The following is a 21,471-nucleotide window of genomic DNA, read 5'->3' on the forward strand; positions in this document are numbered from 1 at the left end:
GCTCGACCGTCTCACCCATCATTGCGAGATCATCGAGACCGGAAACGAATCCTGGCGCTTCAAGAACCGCGCCTGATCATCCCATCAAGCTGCCAAGCGCCATCCGCGCTCGCCCGGGCTGCGCAACTCTGACCAGCTCCGCCCGGGCGAACGCTGACCGCCGCGTATTACATAAGGGGGGTCAAAATTGGACGCCGATCCGGGGTCAGTTTTGGAAGCCGTTTGACATGCAGGCTCTGATTTGTTCGGCAAGACTGACGTTGCGCAACATCGAGACGCTCCACCCGCCCCGTGTCCCCAGAACATAGGCTGCGAGGGTTTCCAGGCCGGCTGCTGACATGATGACCGCCGTCTCCACCGAATCGTAGCGGGAGAGGTTCGCTATCCTATAATAGGCCAACGCCCGCCCGACGCCGCGCTTGGCCTCCGGGGTCTGAAGGACCGCCATGTAGCTGGCAAACAGCGTCGGCAGGCCGTCGGCCAACGCCCAATGAAACCAGTTTCGCGGCGCCTCCAGCCGGTCGGCCCGGGTGAAGCCCAGAGATCGGAACCCGTTGTGAGCAGCATTCCGGACCTCGCCGTATCCAACCTTCGTCCCTTTTATGAATCCAAGGAAGGAGCATATATGGCCGAGAAATTCATACAGCTTGGCGGCCTTCAGGGGTTTGCCATCCAAGGATCGAAGCAGCGCCCGATGTGAAATCGTGGGTACCAGCGGAAGCCGGACACCCCCGCCACCCAAGGCCAGGAAGTGATCGAATGGCTGTATGGTCACCGCCAGATTGCCGAACTCCAGTGCGATCCCGACCTTCTTTGGATGGATTGCCGGACCGCACAAGATGACGGCTTCCGCCAATCCCTTGGACTTCCCGGCGAGATCCAGAGGCGAGAATCGCGACGTTGCCGAGAATTCTTCGTGCCCGACAAAGTGATATTTATGGGAAAGCATCAGGAACTCGGCCGTCGTTCCACCCTCGAAGGTGACCTTGAGATCCTGATCAATCCTAACAATCCCCGGCCTGAGAGGTCCTGTCCATCTCAACTGGAGGTCTAGGTGGTCATCCAGCCGCAGCGAAACATCCCTGAACTCACAAGGCTTGCCTTCAAGATGGATAGCAACAACCGTGTCGGCGAGCTCAATGGGGCCGTGCGCCTTGCCTTCAAAGAAGGAAACGACCACCGAATGCTCTGCGCTCAAACCAGCCCCCTGCCCCGTCCTCACCGGTCGGAAAACAGGCGGCGTTTGAGCCGTTCTGCCGACGTCATTTCGGCTTCCTCGTCAACATCTTCCTCATCGGCGGCCACTGCGTCCCGCGACAACATGATGAGCGCGTAACCTTGCCGTTGCAGAAGGACCTGCTCATAGAGCGGCGCGGGCTGGCGACCCCTTTCGACAGGGAGCCACACGCCGGCGTCAGTCTCGTCGATATCACTGGGCACGCCCATCTCATGCTTCCGGCGGTGCAGCAGCGAGTGTGCGGGAACCAAGGCTCCGGTCGGGATTGCAAGTCGGGGAAACTTGAGCGAGTCGCGATAGTCGCGCAACACCTTGCCATTCTGCGTCACCACGATGCCGACCGGTTCCTCGCGAAATCTGACGTATGCACGCCCGGCCGCCTCCTTGCTGACGTCGTACTTTTTGGCGATCAACGACAGTTGGCGGATGTCAGGGTCTTTGCCGAACGCGACATCCATCCGGAACTTCGGGGGCGGCATCAGGAGCTGCGAGGCAAAGCGATTGGCCTCGACCTCCATTTTCAGGCGCCGGTCCGACTCCCCGCCCTTCAGCTTCCGCATGTCCTGCAATTTACACAAGAAGCGGCCTTCCGCCGAGGGTACGTGGGACGGGATGAGAAAATGCCCAAGCTCGTGGGCGATGGTGAAGCGCCGCCGCTCCGTTGGGCTTGCCTTGTTGAAAAGAATCGATCCGTTGAACTTCTCGGGCGTTGTGATTAGCCCGCCTTCATAGCCCTGCGTCGTGAGCGGCACGATTTCGTGGATGTCCAGTCTCAGGCACAATTCCTCGATCGGCACCGGAATCGGCAGCTGCGGCTCGAGCTTCAGGATCTCGAGAACGAGGCGCTCGGGGCTACCCGCGTCGGCAAGATCCATCCGCGTGATGTTCATGATTTTCGGCTGGCTTTCAGCCGCTCGGCAATGAGCGCTATGGTCTCGCGGTCCTCAGGCTTCAGTTCGCTGAGGTTGCGATAAAGGGCAATCAGGTCAGGCTCTTCCTCTGGAGCCGTCGGATCTTCACCCACCAATTCAGCCACGCCAATCTTGTAATAGTCGGCAAGACCTTTCAGCAGGACCAGAGACGGGTTCTTGCTCGCGCCGCGCTCGAGGTCCCAGATATGCGCCTTCGAAGCCCCCACCGCATCAGCGACCTCCTGCAAGGATTTCGCGTTCCTCACGCGCAGCTGCTTCAGTTTGACGGCCAATTCTACCATTCAGTCCTTCTCCACGAGTCATAGCGGCGCGCACGCTTGCACGGCACCCCGTCTGATAAGGCATTACAACATCATACCGTGGGCATTGACGCAAGCCTTGCCGTAAGATATAGTTGTACGAGATTGTAGCAAGCAGGCTTTAACGGAGACTTTCATGGGCAAAAATCAGCATGTGGTACCTCGTGGTGGACAATGGGCGGTGCTCGGCGCCGGCAACAGCCGTGCAACTTCCCTTCACCCCTCTCAGGCCGACGCCATCTCTTCGGCCCGGGACATCGCGATCAATCAACACAGCGAAGTCGTGATCCACCGCCCCAATGGCCAGATCCGCGACTCCAACTCGTACGGCAATGACCCCTACCCTCCCAAGGGCTAACAAAAGGAAGCACGCAATGACTGACGCCGCCGACAAGAAGGGCGATAACGACAAGACCATCACCGTCGTGGTGAACGGCACCGCGCACCAGGTGCCGAAGAACCACGACCTGACCTACGCGGAAGTAGTGACGTATTTCGACCCGACTTACCCGCAGCATCCGCAGACGGTCTACTCTGTGACCTACACCCGCGGCGAAAAGCCCAAGGAAGGCACTTTGGCGCCAGGCGGCTCGGTCAAGGCGAAGGACGAGATGGAGTTCCATGTTATTCCAACTAGCGAGTCATAATGCCGACATCCAAAAGCTGATCGACCGGGGCTACGCGCTCCGGCTCGACAGCGATTACCTTGTCGTCAGGGACATCCCGTACCTCGACGCCGAGGGAAATCTATGCTGGGGCGCGATCGTCAGCGTCATCAAAGACGTCGACGGCACTCGGGTTCGGCCTGAGGACCATCAGGTCTTCTTTGCCGGCGGCGTGCCGTATGGCCTGGACGGCAAGCCGATACCTATGCTCGGCGGCGGTGCGGCCACCGTGAAGCTGGCCAAGAACGACGTTGTGGTGCAGAGGTCGTTTTCCAACAAACCACCGGGCGGGCTGCCCGACTTCTTCGTCAAGATCGAGCATTACCTGTCGATCCTCTCGGGGCCCGCCATTCACAAATACCCTGACGCCAACCCCTTCACGTTCAACGTCGACGAAGATGCCGGTCCCGAAAGTGTTTTCCTTTTCCGCGACACCCTTACCAGCCGCGCGCTGATCGGCGACCTTGCCGCGAAGTTCGCCAATGAAGTGGTCGCCGTCATCGGACTGGGCGGCACCGGCGCTTATGTATTGGACTTCCTCGTGAAGACCAATGTGCTTGAAATCAGGGGCTTCGACCCAAAGCCTTTTCACGTTCACAATGCGTTCCGCTCGCCCGGGCGGCTGCTGCAGGATGCAGCTCGACAAGCCGAAGGCCGAAGTCTACCGGCAGCGCTACGAAAACTTCCGCAAGGGGCTGCATTTCGCCGTCAAAGCCATCGACGGCGACTGCGAGGCGGACTTCGCAGGCGTAACCTTCGCGTTCGTCTGCGTCGACAAGGGTACCGCACGGGCGGAAATCTTCGACCTCCTCATGCGTCTGGGCATTCCCTTCATCGATGTCGGAATGGGACTGGTTCGCCAAAACGGCGCACTCGCCGGCATGGTCCGCACGACCACGTTCCTGCCTGAAAACGCCGCCGAAGTCCGCGACAAGGGGCTGGTGCCCCTCACCGACCCGCCGGGCGACGAGTATCGGCTTAACATCCAGATCGCCGAACTCAACGCGCTCAACGCCAGTATCGCCATGTTGCGCTATAAGCAGCATTGCGGGTTTTACGGGCACGGGGTGCCGGCCTATCATTTGCTGATGAACACCGTCATTCCGCACCTGTTTGCGGAGCCCGTCGAGTGACGGAACTCCGCCTCCAGAAGGTCCGCTACGTTCCCGCTGAGCCGGAGGCCGGTGTTTTGTACGTCTCTGACGAATACAAGATCGCCGTGCACCTGTGTGCCTGCGGTTGCGGCAACAAGGTCCCGATTTCCCTTGGGCCGGCCGGATGGAGTGTCAGGGACCGCAATGGAAAGCCTACCGTCTGGCCGTCAATCGGCAACGGACAGCTGCCCTGCCGGTCTCACTATATCATCACTGACGGAAAGATTCATTGGGCGCCTTCGATGAGCGCTGCCCAGGCCGTGACCGCCTTGCAACACGACCACCGTCGCCGAGAAGCCCATTATCGCAGGCCGAGGTGGTGGATTCGGGTGTGGAAGATGGTTCTCGGATGGATTGGCCTCGGCTAGCCGTTGCCATCAGTCAGGCGTCAAGGACTATGGTAACTTATGGTGTGCAACTCACACACAACTGAGACGCTCATCGTCAGAGATGAAGTCAGCTCGAGGCTGACCGGGCCCGGCACCGACCCATCTGGGCTCAGAGGCATGGACAGCCTTATCGTCACTTCTTGAGCAGCTGGCTCAGTGAGCTGACGTTTTCGCGCTTCAGCAGGGTCGAAAGCTTGGCGTCACCACGGATGCCGGGGGCGAAGTCCTCGCCGTAGGTCTTGCGAAGGGTTCCGACCTTGGTATTCCCGTGCTTCTCGCTAATCCGTCCATCTTGGTCGCGATGGCGACCGTCCAATCCAGGTTCAAGCATTGTAAAACTCCATCTTGTCCCGAAGGAATCGGCTACCACCACTAATGGTAGCAAAACCTGGGCATTGGCACAACGCCGCGATCCGCAAGCGGGCCATGAACAGGATCAACATCGCACCGGCAGGGCCGTCGCCCGGATCTGCACTCCCAATAAAGCCGCGCGGCATGTGGTGCGCCACAAGCCGGTGCAATCGCCCGCCCGTTTTGCAACGTAAAGATTCACGCAGCCAGGGTTAGCCATGGCAAATGCCTTCTTCAGCGGGACGGAGCCGACCGTTTGCAACAGAACCGCCCAGATCCCATCAAGCATCCCCTCTCTCAGGTACCAAACTTGATACCCTCGCTACTAGCGCTTGCATCTTCCTCTTCACCGTCAACCTCTCCGCTGGCAAACCCGACCGGAATATCCCCCGCCAGCAGTTTATCCTTCGACAGCAATCCGGCGTCCTCAAGCGCCTCGAAATCCGGCAGCTGGCGCAGCGTGTCGAGCCCGAACTGCGACAGGAAATTTTTCGTCGTCACATAGGTGTAGGGAGCGCCCGGTTGCGGGCTGCGCGGCCCCGAGGCGATGAGCTCCTGCGCGCGCAGCACGCCGATCAGATCGCGCGACACCTCCTTGCCGAAGAAGCTCGACAGCTCGCCACGTGTGATCGGCTGGAAATAGGCGATGCACATGAGGACAAGAGCCTCCGACTGCGACAGTTCTTTCGTCCCCTGCCCTGCGGCTGTCCCGAAGGCAGCGTGGATAACGTCGCTAAAAACCTTTTTGGTGCGGTGCTGCCAGCCGCTGGCGACCGACACCAGCTCGTAAGGGCGGCCGGCGAGCTCGGCGCGAATATCGTCGATGACCAGGTCGAGATTGCAGCTTTTGCCGACGACGCGCGCCAGCATGTCGCGCGGCACCGGCTCGGTGGCGGCAAAGATCACCGCTTCGACGCGGCCCATCCACTCGCGCCAGCGCAACTCAGGCGGCAGGTGCTCCAGCTCGGTGTCCAGCAAAGCCGGCTGAACGTTTGGCTTGCGGCGGGCAGACGCTTCGCTCATCCCTACAACCCAAACAGCCGAAAGCTGGTGCGGCCCGACAGCTCGCGCACGGCCTCGAGCTGCTGTAGCCGTTCGAACAGGCGCCGCGTCGCGAAGCGCGACAGGTTTTTCGTCGTCAGCGATCCGGCGACGGCATCTTCATTCAGCAGCAAAAAAATCACGTCGCCGGCGCCTTTGGCGCGCAGTTTCGGCGCCACCGCCAGGAGTTTTTCGGCGCGCCGCGACAGCTCGGCCGCCAGCCGGCAGGCCTCCGCCGCGGCTTGAACCAGCGCGACGCAGACCGCGCGCTCAAAATCTTTTTCGCCGGGTCGGATGCGCCTGCCGCCGACCCCGGTGCGGAAGGCCGGGCCAAAAGCTTGGGCCATCAACAGCGGCAGCGGCCGCGGCCAGTGCAGGGCCTGCGCCAGCACCAGGTCGGCGAGCCACCAGGCGAACAGCTCGGCATCGGGGCGAGCGGCGACGACGCGGGCAGCGATCGTCGCGGCGACGAACGGCGCCGGCCGCTGCGAGCCCGCCAGCTTTTCAATCTGCGTGCACAGGTCGGCGAGCGCCTCGTCGTCCCAGGCGAGCCCGAGCAGTTCGGCCCCTTTTGCCAGCCGATCGGCGCTGACCGCCGGCGGCTGCAGCGCCAGCTGGCGCCAGGCGCCAAAAATGGCGCCGGCGGGACCGGGATCGGCGCCGGCCGGGCAAAGCTGCCAGGCGTCGCGCAAGCCGGCTTCATCCTCGGCACGGCCGGCGAGCCGCATGCTGGCGGCGGCGCATTTCAGCGCCAGGCGCTGGCTCCAAGCGCCGGACCAGCCAGGCTGCGCGCGGGCAAGCGGATCAAGCGAAGCCAGGGCGGCGCCGGCCTGGAAGGCCGCGTCGGCGTCGGTTGCGCTACCGCCGCCCGCAAGCGCCCAGGCCGGAACGGTGGGCGGCGCAGCGGGACTGGCGGTCGCGGGATCGAGGCGAATCATGCTTTCGAGGGTACAGCGGTCGTGCGCTTTTGGCCAAGATTTTTCGACGCAAAACGCACAGCTTGTCACGAGACAAAACGAATGATAATGTTGCAATATCAGTCATTTAACTCTTCCGACCTAGCGATCCTTTGCAGCCTCGGTCTCCATGACGCAGTGTCTGCTTTTGGACGGCGGCTATAGGTCGACCCGATGGTTGAATGGCGGCGGAGAGCTGTCGTTCGGTTCATGAAAAAACGTACAATACCTTCGGGTCAGACTTCTCCATCTCCACTGATCTTTGCAGCACGGAGAGTCAGGTCCGTCACCACCAACACCGTAGGAAATATCGCGGGATGTCCGAATGGGGGGAAAGGCGGTAGCGCTCTCCCGCTACCAGCCCTCTCGAGGGCCTCCAGAAAATTTAAAGAAATGAATGGGGGCACTAAGCATTGTGCCCTAACGTGTCCCGATGCATCCCTTCCGGGGCCTATATCGAGCTTAATTGAATTCGCTTTGGCGGCGGCCTATAGGTCAGGCATGGAAACCATAGCAAGCGCCCAGAAAAATATAGTTCCTCTGTCCGGCAGCAAGCCTCATGCGGGATCGGCGGCGCCGTTCCTGCCGATGAGCCGCGCCGAGATGACGGCGCTCGGCTGGAATGAATGCGACATCGTGCTTGTCACAGGCGACGCGTATGTGGATCATCCGAGCTTCGGCATGGCGATCATCGGCCGTCTGCTCGAATCCCAAGGCTTTCGGGTCGGTATCATCTCGCAGCCCGACTGGCAGTCGGCGGAGCCGTTCAAGGCGCTGGGCAGGCCCAGGCTGTTCTTCGGCGTCACCGGGGGCAACCTCGATTCTATGGTCAACCGCTATACCTCGGACCGCAAGCTCCGTCATGACGACGCCTATACAGCAGGTGGTGAGGGCGGCAGGCGGCCGGACCGCTGCACGATCGTCTATACGCAGCGCTGCCGCGAGGCCTACAAGGACGTGCCGGTGGTGCTGGGTGGCATCGAAGCCTCGCTGCGCCGCATCTCCCATTACGACTACTGGTCCGACAAGGTGCGCCGCTCGATCCTGGCCGATGCCAAGGCCGATCTGTTGATCTACGGCAATGCCGAGCGCGCCGTCGTCGAGGTGGCGAACCGGCTTGCCGCAGGCGAGACGCCACGGCAGCTCGACTCCATCAGGGGCATCGCCCTGTTCCGCCGCGTGCCCGGGCACTTCACGGAACTCAATGCCGACGATCTCGATTCCACCGACGAGGGCGCGAGCCGCAAACCTGGCGACATCGTGATCCGGCTGCCGTCCTTCGAACAGGTCGAGGACGATCGCGATGCCTATGCCCGCGCCTCGCGCGTGCTGCATCGCGAGGCCAACCCCGGCAATGCCCGCCCGCTCGTCCAGCGCCATGGCGACCGCGACCTGTGGCTCAATCCGCCGCCGATCCCGCTGACCTCCGAAGAGATGGACGCCGTCTACGACCTGCCCTACGCGCGCGCCCCGCACCCGTCCTATGGCAATGCCAAGATCCCCGCCTGGGACATGATCAAGTTCTCGGTGACGGTCATGCGCGGCTGCTTCGGCGGCTGCACTTTCTGCTCGATCACAGAGCACGAAGGCCGCATCATCCAGAACCGCTCCGAGGGCTCGATCCTGCGCGAGATCGAGAAGATCCGCGACAAGACCCCGGGCTTTACCGGCGTGATCTCCGATATCGGCGGGCCGACCGCCAATATGTACCGGATGGCATGCAAGGATCCCAAGATCGAGGCGGCCTGCCGCCTGCCGTCCTGTGTGTTTCCCGACATCTGCCCCAACCTCAATACCTCGCATGACGACCTGATCCGGCTCTACCGCAAGGTCCGCGAGGTCAAGGGCGTCAAGAAGGTGATGGTCGCCTCCGGCGTGCGTTATGACCTGGCCGTCAAAAGCCCCGAATATGTCAAGGAACTGGTGACCCACCACGTCGGCGGCTATCTCAAGATTGCGCCCGAGCATACCGAGCGTGGGCCGCTCGACAAGATGATGAAGCCCGGCATCGGAACCTATGACCGCTTCAAGGAGATGTTTGACGCCGCGGCCAAAGAGGCCGGCAAGAAATACTATCTCATTCCGTATTTCATCGCCGCCCATCCCGGCACGACCGACGAGGACATGATGAACCTGGCGCTCTGGCTAAAGAAGAACCGCTACCGCGCCGACCAGGTGCAGACCTTCCTGCCTTCGCCTATGGCCACGGCGACGGCCATGTACCATACCGGAGTCAACACGCTGAAGGGCGTCCGGCGCGGCGCGACCGACAAGGTCGAGACCGTTCGCGGCGGGCGGCAGCGCCGGCTGCACAAGGCATTCCTGCGCTACCATGACCCGGACAATTGGCCATTGCTGCGCGATGCCTTGAAGGAGATGGGGCGCGCCGACCTTATCGGTCCCCGCCCCGACCAGCTCGTGCCCGCCCACCAGCCGCCCGGAACCGGCAAGGCTGCCGGCACGAAGCGCCCCCTGCGCCCCATCGGCAGAGGACAGAAATTCACCACCAAGGGCGTGCCGTTGCCAAAGAAGTGAGCCGCCTGCGAGGGTCGGGCGGTCTCCTCTTTATTTGCTTTGTCAGCACGCGCTTGGAGGAGGCGAAGCCTCACGCTGCACGACGGCGGCGAAAAAACCGTCGGTGTCATGGCGCGCGGGCGTCAGCGACAGGTAGTCCGAATGGGCTGAATTCGGCAGCTGCGGCGCGGCGTCGTGCAGCGGCACGGCACGAAAGGCGGGATTCCTCGCCAGGAAAGCGGCCACCTGCTCCTCATTCTCCGCGGGCAGCATGGAGCATGTCGCGTAGACCAGCCGTCCGCCGGGCTTCACCAGACGCGCCGCACTCGCCAGAATCCGAGCTTGCAACGACACGAGATTGTCCAAACCCTGCTCCTCCGGCGCGCGCCAGCGTGCATCGGGATTGCGTCGCCATGTGCCGGTGCCGCTGCATGGCGCGTCCACCAGCACGCGATCGAAACCACCCTTGTGGCGCTTGACCCACCGATCCGTTTCGCTGGCCAAAAGCCTGGTCTCGATATTGTGCAGTCCTGCCCGCCGGAAGCGCTCGGCACTGCGCTTCAAGCGGCCGTCCATGACGTCGCAGGCGACAACATGGCCCTTGTTGTTCATCTGCGCGGCGATGGCCAAGGTCTTGCCGCCGGCTCCGGCGCAGAAATCGACCACGCGCTCGCCCGGCCGGGCATCGACCAGCATGGCGACAAGCTGCGAGCCCTCGTCCTGAATCTCGACCTCGCCTGTTTTCAGCATCGGCAGGCTCGTCAGCGAGGGGCGTTCATTCACACGAATACCGTACGGAGCCATGGCCGACGCCTCCGCCCGCAAGCCAAGATCCTTCAAGGCGCCAAGCATGGGCTCGCGCGTCGACTTGATCGGATTGACGCGCAGGTCAAGCGGCGCCGACGTCAGAAGCGCGGCCATCTCGTTTCCAAACGCTTCCTTGAAACGGCGCCGCAGGGGATCGGCCGCCCAGGACGGGCATTCAAGCTTAACCTCTTCCGGCATGCCGGGATGGTCGATTGTGCATCCCTGCAATTTGACCAGCAGCGCGTGCTCGTGATCCATCAGGCTGGCAGGCGCGAATTTCGCGCCATTGAACAAGCGTTTGATCTGATCGAGCGCCTTGCCTTCCTTCAGCGTCAGCCATGCAAGCAGCCGGTTGCGGGGCATGTCCTCGCGCCCATGCTTGGCCAGCCACCAGCCAAGCCGTGCATGGTGCCGCAGAAGCGCATAGAGCAACTCCAAAATCTGACCACGGTCCTTGTCGTGGATATAGCGCCGGCCTCGAAACCAGGCCGAAACGACAGCATCCGCGGGACGCGCAACGCTGTTGACTTGATGCATAAGTTCGATTGTGGCTTGCAGGCAGGCGGCAGGAGTCACGGGACGACGGCGATCAGGCTGAAAACGGCAGAAACGGCACTATAGGCGACGGAGCTGATCCTGACCATTGTTCGCGCGCCCCCGCACTCATCCTTTGCGTTCCTGCAGGATGTTGCCGCCGTCCACGACCAGAACGGCGCCGTTGACATAGCTCGCCGCGTCGGATGCCAGGAACAGCACGGCGGCGGCGACTTCCGCGGGGCTCCCGGCGCGGCCGAGCGGCGTGTTCCGGGCAGCGACAAGCTCCTCCGGCGTCGACGCGCCCGTCGCGATCCACCCAGGCGCCACGGCGTTGACCGTGACACCGCTGCGGCCGACCTCCAGGGCGAGCGCATGCGTCAGCCCGATCATGCCTGCCTTGGCCGCCGAATAGGCGGCCTCGCCTTCATTGGACACGTATGGCCCGGTCACCGAAGCCATGTTGACGACGCGGCCATGGCCGCGCCGCACCATGCCGGCCAGGAATCCGCGCGTGCTCAAAAAGGCGGTTTTCAGGCTGACATCGATGCCGCGGTCCCAGTCGCTTTCGCTGAGGTCGAGAAACCGCCGCTGCAATGCCGGCTGGGCAACGGTGCCCATCCCGGCATTGTTGACGAGGATGTCGATTTCGCCGGCCTCGGAGCGTAAATGCTCGACATCGCCGGAGAGCGTCAGGTCGGCCATCAAAGCGCTTATATCGAGCCCTTCCGCCCGCAGTTCTTCCGCGCGCTGCTCGACGCGTGCGGACGAAGCGGTGATGATGACCGAAACACCGGCCTCGGCCAGCGCCCGCGCGATCGCGATTCCTATCCCGTCGGCGGCGCCGGCGCCGGTCACCAGCGCCTTGCGAGATTTGCCAAACACGATCATTTCCTCTCCACGGTTGGAATGCCGGCATGCCGGCGCGGCCACTCATACCCGCAATGGAACCGACCAGGCCCGGTTCAATAACCGGCGCTGACGCCGAAATCGATCGCAAGCGCGGCTCCGGTGATCGGCGCCGCGCCCGGCTGGCAAAGATAGTGGATGAAGGAAGCGATCTCTTCCACCCGGATGAACCTTGCATTGTCGCCCTGCGGATAGTGCCCGAGAAGCCGGCGCTTGTAGCCGTCGGGATCGTCTCCACCATAGGTCTTGGCCTGATATTCGATCATCGGCGTCGCCGTGTCGCCGGGACAGACGGCGTTGACCCTGATGCCTTGCGAGGCGAGTTCCAGGGCGAGAGCCTTGGTCAGGAGCACCAGCCCGCCCTTCGAGGCGCAATAGACGGCCGCCCCGTTGTTGCCGACGATGCCGGCATCGGAGGCAATGTTGACGATCACGCCTTGCGCCGCCGACAGGTGCGGGATGGCCGCCGAGATCAGGAAGAAGGCTCCCTTGAGATTGACGTCGAGCACCAGGTCCCACTGCTCCTCTGCGACCTCGCTCGCCGGCCCCTCGAGCCAGACGCCGGCGGCGTTGACGAGGATGTCGATCGCGCCGCCCCAATCCCTGGCCTTGCCTACCACGTCGCGGCAGGCGGCGACGGAGCGGATGTCGAGCGGCAAACCGACCGCGTCCGCCCCCGTCGCGGCAATCGTCGCAACGGCGGCGTCGAGCTTGGGGTCGGCAAGATCGGCGAGCGCGATCCGCTCGCCGTCTGCGGCGAAACGCAATCCGGTCGCGAGACCCATTCCCCCGGCGCCGCCGGCGATCAGGACAGTCCTGCCAGCCATTCGATAAGCTCCACGCAACGCAGTTCGGCAAAGGCAACCACGTCATTAGGCCATGTCGCATGGACCAGCCAGGCAAAACAATGATCTCAGCGTGCCGTGACGCCCGCGATCATCCCACTCGAGCGTCGTGATGCCGAAACCGTCGACGGAGCATTGCCGGGCTTGCCGTACATGCGTGTCGTCGTGAAGCCCGAAACCATGCCGGCTGCCTGAAGCAGGGCGGTGAATTGAACCTGGCTGGCCGGCACATCGATATGGGACGGGTTTCCCGAACCTATGCAAAGAGTTAGCAATGAATTCACCGCCTAATCGTTCGTTGTTCCAATGGGCAACTGGACACGACCGGCCAAGATTGGGAATCTTCATTCTTCGTTGCTTGGAATCGCATGGAGTACCGCAGGAAATGCCGCTGAGCGCCGCAGAAATCGTCCGTCATCCGGCAACACTCCGCAGTGTCCAGGAACAGGCCAAGGCGCTCATCCATATCTATGAAACGAGCCCGCGGCTGGCCGCGGTGTTTGCCACCCAGCAGCGCTGGCTCCTGGGCCATGTCGGCCTTGCCCTGCATTTCCGGCGCGACCCCAATGACCGCCGCACCGAAATGACGATGGCGCGTTTCATCGACGTCGTGCGCCGCAATTCGGTTGCCAGCCGCAACACCGCCGAGGCTTTCGTCAAGGAGATGCTGCATTACAACATCGCCGAATATATCTCGGCCAGCGGCGACGGCCGCGCACACCCAATGCGGGCCACGGCGGGCACCATCGAGACCTTCACCGGCTGGATCTACGCGCATCTGAGTACACTCGACCACATAGATGGCGGAACCCGGCTGGCAGCCTTCCTCGACCGGCCCGAAATGCTGCCCACCCTGCAGCCGCTGATCGCCGACGGGTTGCTCACCAGCGACGGCGTGCGGGAGCCCGGACCTACCTTCTCGCTATTTATCTGGCTGAACAACGGCGGCATCGTCATGGACTGGCTGATGTCCGGCGTCGATCCGGAGGACGTCCATCTCGACAGGATACCGACCAGCGTCATTTCGGTCAGCGAATTCGCGCACTGGCTAAAACTCTCACGCACGCATCTGGCGCGCAAACTCCACGATGCAGAGGCGCTCGGCAGCATCGGCTGGGTCGGCCAGCGCGGCCATTCCGTGATGTGGGTTTCGCGGCAGTTCTTCGATGAATACATGGCCGTCCAGGCGTCCAAGCTCGCCGTCGTCGACGCGGCTTTCGCCACCACCGCGAAGCAAGCGACGGACTGACCGCCTTCGGCTTTCTATCCGGCCTTCAGGATAGCGGAAAAGCGCGGATCGAAGGCCCGACTGATCGGCTCCGCCGCGGCGCCCACCGCGATCGCCCAGGGATCGGTGGTGCCGAGTTGCAGCCGTGGCAGGCGCCGGACGGGTCGGTCCGCGATCGACGGCAGCAGCGGATGCATGGCCTGAAGCAGCAGCCGGACCAGCGCCTCAGGTGCGCTGCTGGTGAGGATGACGGTTTGCGGGTCGAAGATCGTTTCGATCAGATGCACGCTCCAGCGCAGGTCGGACGCGGCTTTCTCGACCCAGCCCATGACCCTCGGGTCTTGCGCGAGCGCCAGCGTGCCGAGCGTCTCGTAAAGCCCCCTCTCGGTGGGGTCGAGGCCGAGATGTTGGTAGAGCGAGGCGAGTGAGGCGCGGTGTTCCAATGGCGTCGAACCCGGGCCGCTTGGCGAAAGCAGCGCCATGCCGACCTCGCCCGCATTCCCGTTGCCGCCGCTGTAGAGCTCGCCGTTGAGGATCAGCCCGGCGGCTATGCCGTAACCGACATAAAGGCAGACGGCGTGATCGACGCCATGCGCCGCGCCGACGATCCGCTCCGCCGTCGCGCAGGCCGCAGCGTCGTTCTGCAGGCCGACATCGAGGCCGGTACCGGCGGCAAGCGCCTCCAGCAGCGGAAATTGCTGCCAGGCCGGCATCATCCATTTGTTGTCGGGGTTCTTCAGCCCGAACGGGCCTGGCATGGCGACACCCAATCCGACCAGCCTTCGTTCGGATTGGGAGAACATCCCGGCCAGCTCGCCTCTGACACGGTCGACCAAGGCAAGGATTATTTCCACGCCCTCTGAAGGCTCGTCGAACGGCAGCCCCGCCTCGGCGCGCGCGATCACCTTGCCGACGAGATCGACCACCACCACCCGTGTCAAATGCCGGTCGATCTGCAGCCCGATGGCGAAAGCCCCCTCGGGAACCAGCCGGTAGGGCGTGAAGGGCTGTCCCCTGCCCTTGCGCACCGCATCCAGAGCCACGACCAACCCGTCGCGCTCGAGATCCTCGATGATGTTGGAAACCGCTTGCTTGGTCAGCTGCGTCGCCCGCGCAAGGTCCGCGCGCGAAAGCGCGCCGTTGAGCCGCAGCGCCTCGATCATGACGCGGCGGTTATGCGCGCTGGTACCCTCCTGGTTGGTACCGCTCTTGGCACGGATCGGGCTAATGTCGTGCACCGTCGCTTCCCCTCTTGACTCCATTAAAGGATTGATCGACTAATTAAGTCAAGCGAATTGACTTAATAGGTGCGACCCGCACGGTTCCACAAAAAGACAGCAAGGCTTTCGAGCTCCGCTGCACGCCGTGGGGACGGATCCGGTCATGCGCGACGCGAATTCGAGGAAGCGGCATGGTCTTGGCCGCCCCACTCGCAGCTGTCGAAAATGGGAGAAGACAAATGCTGAAATCAATCGGTAAGACACTTCTGGGCGCGGTGTTCGTCGGCGGACTGTTCGTCCCCCACGCCTTCGCCGAAACCACCCTCAACGCGCTCTTCATGGCGCAGGCCGCCTATAGCGAGGCTGACGTGCGCTCGATGACGGAGGCCTTCACCAAGGCCAATCCGGACATCAAGGTGAACCTCGAATTCGTTCCCTATGAAGGCCTGCACGACAAGACGGTGCTCGCCCAAGGCTCCGGCGGCGGCTATGACGTGGTGCTGTTCGACGTCATCTGGCCTGCCGAATACGCGACCAACAAGGTGCTGGTCGATGTGTCGTCGAAGATCACCGACGACATGAAAAAGGGCGTGCTGCCCGGCGCCTGGACCACTGTCCAGTATGACGGCAAGTATTACGGCATGCCGTGGATCCTCGACACCAAATACCTGTTCTACAACAAAGAGATCCTGGAAAAGGCAGGCATCAAGGCGCCGCCTAAGACCTGGGAAGAGCTCGGCCAGCAGGCCAAGATCATCCAGGACAAGGGGCTGCTGAAGACGCCGATCGCCTGGAGCTGGTCGCAGGCCGAAGCCGCCATCTGCGACTACACCACGCTGGTCAGCGCCTATGGCGGCGACTTCCTCAAGGACGGCAAGCCCGACTTCCAGAATGGCGGCGGCCTCTCGGCGCTGAAATACATGGTCGACAGCTACAAATCGGGCCTGACCAATCCGAATTCCAAGGAATTCCTCGAGGAAGACGTCCGCAAGGTCTTCGAGAACGGCGATGCCGCTTTCGCGCTGAACTGGACCTACATGTACAACATGGCCAATAATCCGAAGGACTCCAAGGTCGCAGGCAAGGTCGGCGTCGTGCCGGCGCCGGGCGTCGCCGGCACCAGTGAGGTCTCGGCCGTCAACGGCTCGATGGGCCTTGGCATCACGGCGGTATCGAAGCATCAGGACGAAGCCTGGAAATACATCGAGTTCATGACCTCGCAGGCGACGCAGAACCAGTATGCCAAGCTCTCGCTGCCGATCTGGGCCTCGTCCTATGACGATCCGGCCGTCACCAAGGGCCAGGAAGAGCTGATCGTCGCCGCCAAGCTCGGTCTCGCCGCGATGTATCCGCGCCCGACCACGCCGAAATACCAGCAACTGTCGACGGCGCTGCAGCAGGCGATCCAGGAATCGCTGCTTGGCCAGGCGACGCCGGAAGACGCGCTCAAGACCGCTGCCGAAAACAGCGGCCTCTGATCTGGCGTTCCTCCACGCGGGCGGCCTCATCGACGAGTGCCGCCCGTGCTATTTCTGACCGGATGACGGGAGAGAGGCGCCTCTGATGTCGGGCACCTGGATGACGACGCGCGCGTGGCTGTTGATGCTGCCGCTTTTGGTGATCATGGTGGCCGTCATCGGCTGGCCATTGGTCGATACCGTCAGGCTTTCCTTCACCGACGCCCAACTGGTCGGCACGGCCGGCAATTACGTCGGCTTCGACAACTACACCAAGATGCTGACCAGCTCGAACTTCACCCGCACGCTATCGACGACCACCTGGTTCGCCGTCATCTCGGTCGCCGCCGAGATGGTGCTCGGCGTGCTGGCGGCGCTGCTGCTCAATCAGGAGTTCCGCGGTCGCGCCGTCTTGCGCGGACTGATGATCCTGCCCTGGGCGCTGCCCACCGTCGTCAACGCGACGCTCTGGAGGCTAATCTACAATCCCGAATATGGCGCGTTGAACGCGGCGCTGACGCAACTCCATCTCATCGATGACTATCGCTCCTGGCTGGGTGAGCCCGGCACAGCGCTCGCGGCGCTGATCGTCGCCGACTGCTGGAAGAATTTTCCGCTCGTTGCGCTGATCGCGCTCGCTGCCCTGCAAGCGGTACCGCGCGACATCACCGCCGCGGCGCTTGTCGACGGCGCCGGGCCGTTCAACCGCTTCCGCTTCGTCATCCTGCCCTATTTGGCAGGCCCGCTGATGGTGGCGCTGGTGCTGCGCACCATCGAGGCTTTCAAGGTCTTCGACATTATCTGGGTGATGACACGCGGCGGCCCCGCCAACAGCACACGCTCGCTGTCGATCCTCGTTTACCAGGAAGCTTTCTCCTTCCAGCGCGCCGGCTCCGGCGCCTCGCTGGCACTGATCGTCACCCTGCTCGTCACCGTGCTGGCCGTCGCCTATGCGACGCTGGTCAAGAAGACCGCCGGGAGTGCGGCCTGATGGAACGCAAGAGCCCGGTCTTCACCGCCTTCGTCTATGTCTGCGCCCTCCTGCTTGCCGCCGTGATCCTGGCGCCGCTCGCCTGGCTCTTCGTCATGAGCATATCGCCGGCAGCCGACCTTGCGGCCAAGCCGCTGCGCTGGTGGCCGCAGGCGGCCGACTTCTCCCGTTACGCGCAGCTTCTGTCGAGGGCCGAGAACAGTGCGGGCGCCGCCTTCACGTCATCGTTGCGCAACAGCCTGGAAGTCGCCGGCATGGCGACGCTCGCCGCTGTTGTCCTTGCCGTGCCGGCCGGCTGGGCCGTTTCGCGCACGCCTTCGGTCGGCTGGTCGCTGTCGATGGTGATCGCCACCTATATGCTGCCGCCGGTGGCGCTCTCCGTGCCGCTTTACATGGGCCTGTCCTATCTCGGCCTGCTCAACAACGTCTTCGGCCTAGCGTTGATCTATCTGACCATCCTCGCGCCCTTCACCACCTGGCTGATGAAATCGGGTTTCGATTCCATCCCGCGCGAGATCGAGGCAGCGGCCATGATCGACGGAGCGGGACTGCTGCAGACCTGGCGCATCATCACCTTGCCGCTGGCCGCGCCCGTGGTGGCGACATCGGCGCTGTTTGCGGTGCTGCTTGCCTGGGACGAGTTCTTCTACGCCCTGCTCTTCACCTCGGACCAGCGGGCAAAGACGCTGACGGTCGCCATCGCCGATCTCGCCGGCGGCCGCGTCTCCGACTACGGACTGATCGCCACCGCCGGCGTGCTCGCGGCCTTGCCGCCCGTGCTGATCGGCCTCTTCATGCAACGCGCGCTGATCTCGGGTCTGACCAGCGGCGGAGTGAAAGGATAATCATGACCGCAAAGAAAGAACGGCCGACGGGCCTCCTCGCCATCGATCGCGAGATGGCGCGCCAGCATCAGGACGCGCTGGCTTCCTTTGAGAATAACACGGATGCCGCCGCCAAGGTCGCCGCCTCGATCAGGAAGACCGGCCGGCTCATCCTGCTCGGCATGGGCGCCTCGCACGCCGTCGCTCGCGCGGTCGAGCCGCTCTATCGCGCGCGTGGCATTGATGCCATCGCGCTGCCGCTTTCAGAGCAGCTCGGCCAGCCGCTGCCGCTGGCCGGCAAGACGGTGATCGTCACCTCGCAGTCCGGCGAGAGCGCCGAGGTGCTGCGCTGGTTTGCCGAGACCGGCGATCGCGCCGAAACCTTCGGCCTGACGCTGGAGGCCGGCTCGTTCCTTGGCCGTACGGTGCCTTGCCTCGTCGGCGCCGGCGGCACCGAGCTTGCCTTTGCCGCGACCCGCAGCCTGACCGTGACCTTCGCCCTGCACCTCGCCATCCTGGCCGCACTTGGCGACGATCCCGCCGGCGCGCTCGCCGTGCTCAAGACGCCTCAGGTGTTCGAAATCGATGCCGCGCTCGCGGCGCTGAGGACGGTCACGACCATCGTCACTTCCGGCCGCAAGCTTCAAGGCGTGGCTGAAGCCCTTGCCCTCGGCTTCACCGAACTGTCGCGGCTGCCTTGTTTCTCGCTCGAAGGCGGTCAGCTGCGCCACGGGCCAATGGAGATGCTGGGTCCAAGCATTGGCGTCGTTCTTTTCCGCGGCGACGACCCGACCGCCGACCTCGTCACCGCGATGGCCCTGTCCGTCGTCGAGACCGGTGCGCCGTTGATCATGTTCGACGCTTCCGGCAAACCGCCAGTCGCAGGCGCCGTGACACTCGCCTTCAAACCCGCCACGGGCCTGGCGGCGGTCTTTGCCATGCTGCCGGTGGCGCAGCGCCTGATGATCGCCTTCGCCGATTCCCGCGTCGAGAATGCCGGAACGCCGGTACGCACCACCAAGATCACCAGGAGCGAGTGATGCGGCCGCTTGCGGTGATCGGCAACGTCAATGTCGATCTGATCGTCGGGCCGGTCGCACCTTGGCCGAAGGCCGGCACCGAGACCGTCGTCGATCACGACGACCTGCGGGTCGGTGGCCAGGCCGGCAATACGGCGCTTGCCTGGCAGGCGCTGGGCATCGACTTCGAGATTGCCGCCAATCTCGGCGACGACCAGTTCGGGCGCTGGCTGCGCGAGGCATTCGGGAGCCGGGCGCAAAAATGGCCGGTTCGTCCCGAAGGCACGACATTGTCGGTCGGCGTGACCCACCCGGACGGCGAACGCACCTTCTTCACCACGCGCGGCCACCTGCCCCGCTTCAGCCTGGGCGACGCGCTCTCCGTGCTGGACGCCAATCGGCTTTCCGGTGGCTATGCGCTGCTCTGCGGCTCTTTCCTCACCGACGACCTGACGCGCGATTACGACGCTTTTTTCGACTGGGCCGAGGCGCACCGCATCGGCGTCGCGCTCGACACAGGCTGGCCGATCGATGGCTGGACGGAAGCGAACTGCACCGCTGCGCGCGGCTGGCTGTCGCGCTGCGAACTGGCGCTCTTCAACGAGGTCGAGACGACCACACTGGCCGGCCTGGCAAGCCCGGGGCGAGCGGCGCGCAAGATCCGTGACGGCATGAGGGACGGCGCGACGGTCGTCGTCAAGCGCGGGCCCGACGGCGCGATCGCCATCGGCGCCGACGGCAAACTCATTGAAGTGCCCGCGCCCCGCGTCGCCGTCATCGACACGATCGGCGCCGGCGATGTCTTCAACGCCGCGTTCCTGGCTGCGCTGGCGCAGGGGCGATCACTGGAAAAGTGCCTGTCCGCCGCCATCCGAGTGGCCTCGCGCGCCATCTCAACCCTGCCCCGCGACTATGGCGGGCCGATCCAATTCGAGGATGCCGCCCATGAGCGCGCTTGAAATCCGCGATGTCCGCAAGAACTACGGCAGCGTCGAGACGCTGAAAGGCATCGACATCGCGCTCGAGAACGGCGAGTTCCTGGTGCTGCTCGGCTCCTCGGGCTGCGGCAAGTCCACCTTGCTCAACATCATCGCCGGTCTCGCCGAAGCAACCAGCGGCGACGTGCTGATCGGCGGCCGGTCGGTGCTTGGCGTGCATCCGAAGAACCGCGACATCGCCATGGTCTTCCAATCCTACGCGCTGTATCCGAACCTCACCGTCGGCCGCAATATCGGCTTCGGCCTGGAGATGCGCAAGGTTCCCGCCGCCGAGCGCGACAAGGCGGTGCGCGAGGCGGCGAAGCTTTTGCAAATCGAGAACCTGCTCGACCGCAAGCCCGGCCAGTTGTCCGGCGGCCAGCGCCAGCGCGTCGCCATCGGAAGGGCCTTGGTACGCAAGCCGCAGGTCTTCCTGTTCGACGAGCCGCTCTCCAACCTCGACGCAAAGCTGCGCCTGGAAATGCGCACCGAATTGAAGCGCCTGCACGAGATGCTGCGCACCACGGTCGTCTACGTCACCCATGACCAGATCGAGGCGATGACGCTAGCGACCCGGATCGCCGTCATGCGCGACGGCCGCATCGAACAGCTGGGCACGCCGGAGGAGATCTACAATCAGCCGGCGACGCTCTATGTTGCGGGCTTCGTCGGCGCGCCTTCGATGAACATGCTGGAAGCGACGGTCGAGGACGGCAAGCTCGCGATCGTCGGCACGGATGCGCGGCTGGCGCTGCCCGCGCGCTACGCCGACACCGCCCGCGACGGCGCTTCGGTTGTCGCCGGCATCAGGCCCGAGGCGCTCCGCCTTGGTCCGGGCGGCGCCGAATTGTCGCTGCCGGTCGAGATCGACGTCGTTGAACTGACGGGACCGGAACAGGTCACCACCGCCCGGGTCGGCGCGCAGAAATTGACGGCAACCTTGCCGCCGCAGGCTCGCGTCGCCAAAGGCCAGCCATGCGCTTTTGTCTTCGATGCGGCCGCGTTGCGCCTGTTCGATCCGGCTACCGGCAAGGCTTTCTGAACAATCGCCGCCGTCCGTCCTCATGGCCTGATCGATAGTCGAGCGGGTCAGCTCGCGGATGAGGCTGACCCGTCGCTTCG

Annotated in this window: 23 protein-coding genes and 1 pseudogene; 14 read left to right on the forward strand and 10 right to left on the reverse strand. The window is 63.6% G+C overall.

The genetic code is table 11. The features are described 5' to 3' along the window. On the forward strand, positions 1–76 hold a 76-nt coding region (locus tag O7A05_RS11045), incomplete at its 5' end, for an ATP-binding protein (RefSeq protein ID WP_337093368.1). Between the two features lie 129 nt (positions 77–205). Here O7A05_RS11045 and O7A05_RS11050 read toward each other — a convergent pair. The 3 genes from O7A05_RS11050 to O7A05_RS11060 are packed head-to-tail and all read right to left on the reverse strand — an operon-like array spanning position 206 to position 2,450. Beyond that, the gene (locus O7A05_RS11050; protein ID WP_337093093.1) at positions 206–1,198 is read right to left on the reverse strand and encodes a hypothetical protein; all 993 of its coding nucleotides are present in this window, start codon (positions 1,196–1,198) and stop codon (positions 206–208) included. Between the two features lie 20 nt (positions 1,199–1,218). Continuing rightward, positions 1,219–2,127, reverse strand: coding sequence for an ImmA/IrrE family metallo-endopeptidase (locus tag O7A05_RS11055; protein WP_337093095.1), 909 nt, complete (start codon positions 2,125–2,127; stop codon positions 1,219–1,221). After that, positions 2,124–2,450: a helix-turn-helix domain-containing protein gene (locus tag O7A05_RS11060; RefSeq protein WP_337093097.1), complete on the reverse strand. Its 327-nt coding sequence runs from the start codon at positions 2,448–2,450 to the stop codon at positions 2,124–2,126. The genes O7A05_RS11055 and O7A05_RS11060 overlap by 4 nt, the downstream gene beginning before the upstream one ends. Before the next feature lie 154 nt (positions 2,451–2,604). Between O7A05_RS11060 and O7A05_RS11065 the strand changes: the two genes are divergently transcribed. The 5 genes and pseudogenes from O7A05_RS11065 to O7A05_RS34420 all read left to right on the forward strand — a co-directional run bounded on the left by O7A05_RS11065 (position 2,605) and on the right by O7A05_RS34420 (position 4,655). Next, positions 2,605–2,826 (forward strand): DUF2188 domain-containing protein, encoded by a 222-nt coding sequence (locus O7A05_RS11065; protein WP_337093098.1) that lies wholly within the window; start codon positions 2,605–2,607, stop codon positions 2,824–2,826. A gap of 16 nt (positions 2,827–2,842) precedes the next feature. Next, entirely contained in the window at positions 2,843–3,115 is a 273-nt protein-coding gene (locus tag O7A05_RS11070; RefSeq protein WP_337093100.1) for a multiubiquitin domain-containing protein, read from the forward strand. Further along, positions 3,090–3,509: pseudogene (locus O7A05_RS34415) on the forward strand (DUF6791 domain-containing protein); the annotation flags it as partial. The gene O7A05_RS11070 and the pseudogene O7A05_RS34415, both read left to right, overlap by 26 nt. Before the next feature lie 256 nt (positions 3,510–3,765). Next, positions 3,766–4,266, forward strand: a complete 501-nt coding sequence (locus O7A05_RS11080; protein ID WP_337093102.1) for a hypothetical protein — start codon at positions 3,766–3,768, stop codon at positions 4,264–4,266. A gap of 86 nt (positions 4,267–4,352) precedes the next feature. Then, on the forward strand, positions 4,353–4,655 hold the full coding sequence (locus tag O7A05_RS34420) for a ubiquitination-like system serine protease family protein (RefSeq protein WP_415926996.1): 303 nt from the start codon (positions 4,353–4,355) through the stop codon (positions 4,653–4,655). 154 nt (positions 4,656–4,809) lie between these two features. Here the strand turns inward: O7A05_RS34420 and O7A05_RS11085 are convergent, their stop codons facing one another. The 3 genes from O7A05_RS11085 to O7A05_RS11095 form a co-directional block, all read right to left on the reverse strand. Continuing rightward, positions 4,810–5,007, reverse strand: a complete 198-nt coding sequence (locus tag O7A05_RS11085; protein WP_337093103.1) for a hypothetical protein — start codon at positions 5,005–5,007, stop codon at positions 4,810–4,812. A gap of 317 nt (positions 5,008–5,324) precedes the next feature. Further along, positions 5,325–6,050, reverse strand: a complete 726-nt coding sequence (scpB, locus tag O7A05_RS11090; protein WP_337093104.1) for an SMC-Scp complex subunit ScpB — start codon at positions 6,048–6,050, stop codon at positions 5,325–5,327. Between the two features lie 2 nt (positions 6,051–6,052). Next, positions 6,053–7,006, reverse strand: a complete 954-nt coding sequence (locus O7A05_RS11095) for a DUF1403 family protein (protein ID WP_337093106.1) — start codon at positions 7,004–7,006, stop codon at positions 6,053–6,055. 519 nt (positions 7,007–7,525) lie between these two features. On the opposite strand from O7A05_RS11095, the gene O7A05_RS11100 reads away from it, so the two are divergent. Beyond that, a complete protein-coding gene (locus tag O7A05_RS11100) occupies positions 7,526–9,559 on the forward strand; it encodes a YgiQ family radical SAM protein (RefSeq protein ID WP_337093107.1) in 2,034 nt (677 codons plus the stop codon). Between the two features lie 42 nt (positions 9,560–9,601). Here O7A05_RS11100 and O7A05_RS11105 read toward each other — a convergent pair whose 3' ends face one another. From O7A05_RS11105 to O7A05_RS11115, 3 genes are all read right to left on the reverse strand, one after another. Beyond that, positions 9,602–10,882, reverse strand: coding sequence for an RsmB/NOP family class I SAM-dependent RNA methyltransferase (locus O7A05_RS11105; protein ID WP_337093109.1), 1,281 nt, complete (start codon positions 10,880–10,882; stop codon positions 9,602–9,604). Between the two features lie 126 nt (positions 10,883–11,008). Further along, positions 11,009–11,764, reverse strand: coding sequence for an SDR family NAD(P)-dependent oxidoreductase (locus O7A05_RS11110; RefSeq protein WP_337093110.1), 756 nt, complete (start codon positions 11,762–11,764; stop codon positions 11,009–11,011). A gap of 80 nt (positions 11,765–11,844) precedes the next feature. Beyond that, on the reverse strand, positions 11,845–12,615 hold the full coding sequence (locus O7A05_RS11115) for an SDR family NAD(P)-dependent oxidoreductase (RefSeq protein ID WP_337093111.1): 771 nt from the start codon (positions 12,613–12,615) through the stop codon (positions 11,845–11,847). A 403-nt stretch (positions 12,616–13,018) separates the two neighbouring features. Here O7A05_RS11115 and O7A05_RS11120 point away from each other — a divergent pair, with 403 nt between their 5' ends. Further along, complete coding sequence (locus O7A05_RS11120) at positions 13,019–13,882, forward strand: hypothetical protein (RefSeq protein ID WP_337093112.1); 864 nt, start codon at positions 13,019–13,021, stop codon at positions 13,880–13,882. Between the two features lie 14 nt (positions 13,883–13,896). Here the strand turns inward: O7A05_RS11120 and O7A05_RS11125 are convergent, their stop codons facing one another. After that, the gene (locus O7A05_RS11125) at positions 13,897–15,099 is read right to left on the reverse strand and encodes an ROK family transcriptional regulator (RefSeq protein ID WP_337093113.1); all 1,203 of its coding nucleotides are present in this window, start codon (positions 15,097–15,099) and stop codon (positions 13,897–13,899) included. 221 nt (positions 15,100–15,320) lie between these two features. On the opposite strand from O7A05_RS11125, the gene O7A05_RS11130 reads away from it, so the two are divergent. The 6 genes from O7A05_RS11130 to O7A05_RS11155 all read left to right on the forward strand — a co-directional run bounded on the left by O7A05_RS11130 (position 15,321) and on the right by O7A05_RS11155 (position 21,391). Then, positions 15,321–16,559: an extracellular solute-binding protein gene (locus tag O7A05_RS11130; protein ID WP_337093114.1), complete on the forward strand. Its 1,239-nt coding sequence runs from the start codon at positions 15,321–15,323 to the stop codon at positions 16,557–16,559. An 85-nt stretch (positions 16,560–16,644) separates the two neighbouring features. Next, positions 16,645–17,529, forward strand: coding sequence for a carbohydrate ABC transporter permease (locus O7A05_RS11135; protein ID WP_224514383.1), 885 nt, complete (start codon positions 16,645–16,647; stop codon positions 17,527–17,529). Continuing rightward, positions 17,529–18,374, forward strand: coding sequence for a carbohydrate ABC transporter permease (locus O7A05_RS11140; protein ID WP_337093116.1), 846 nt, complete (start codon positions 17,529–17,531; stop codon positions 18,372–18,374). Before O7A05_RS11135 ends, O7A05_RS11140 begins: the two co-directional genes overlap by 1 nt. 2 nt (positions 18,375–18,376) lie before the next feature. Next, positions 18,377–19,393, forward strand: coding sequence for an SIS domain-containing protein (locus O7A05_RS11145; RefSeq protein WP_337093119.1), 1,017 nt, complete (start codon positions 18,377–18,379; stop codon positions 19,391–19,393). After that, positions 19,393–20,331, forward strand: a complete 939-nt coding sequence (locus O7A05_RS11150) for a PfkB family carbohydrate kinase (protein WP_337093120.1) — start codon at positions 19,393–19,395, stop codon at positions 20,329–20,331. Before O7A05_RS11145 ends, O7A05_RS11150 begins: the two co-directional genes overlap by 1 nt. Further along, the gene (locus tag O7A05_RS11155; RefSeq protein WP_337093122.1) at positions 20,318–21,391 is read left to right on the forward strand and encodes an ABC transporter ATP-binding protein; all 1,074 of its coding nucleotides are present in this window, start codon (positions 20,318–20,320) and stop codon (positions 21,389–21,391) included. Before O7A05_RS11150 ends, O7A05_RS11155 begins: the two co-directional genes overlap by 14 nt. The last annotated feature ends 80 nt before the right edge of the window (positions 21,392–21,471 follow it).

This window comes from Mesorhizobium argentiipisi (SeqCode) (assembly GCF_037179585.1).
Taxonomy (GTDB): Bacteria; Pseudomonadota; Alphaproteobacteria; order Rhizobiales; family Rhizobiaceae; genus Mesorhizobium; species Mesorhizobium argentiipisi.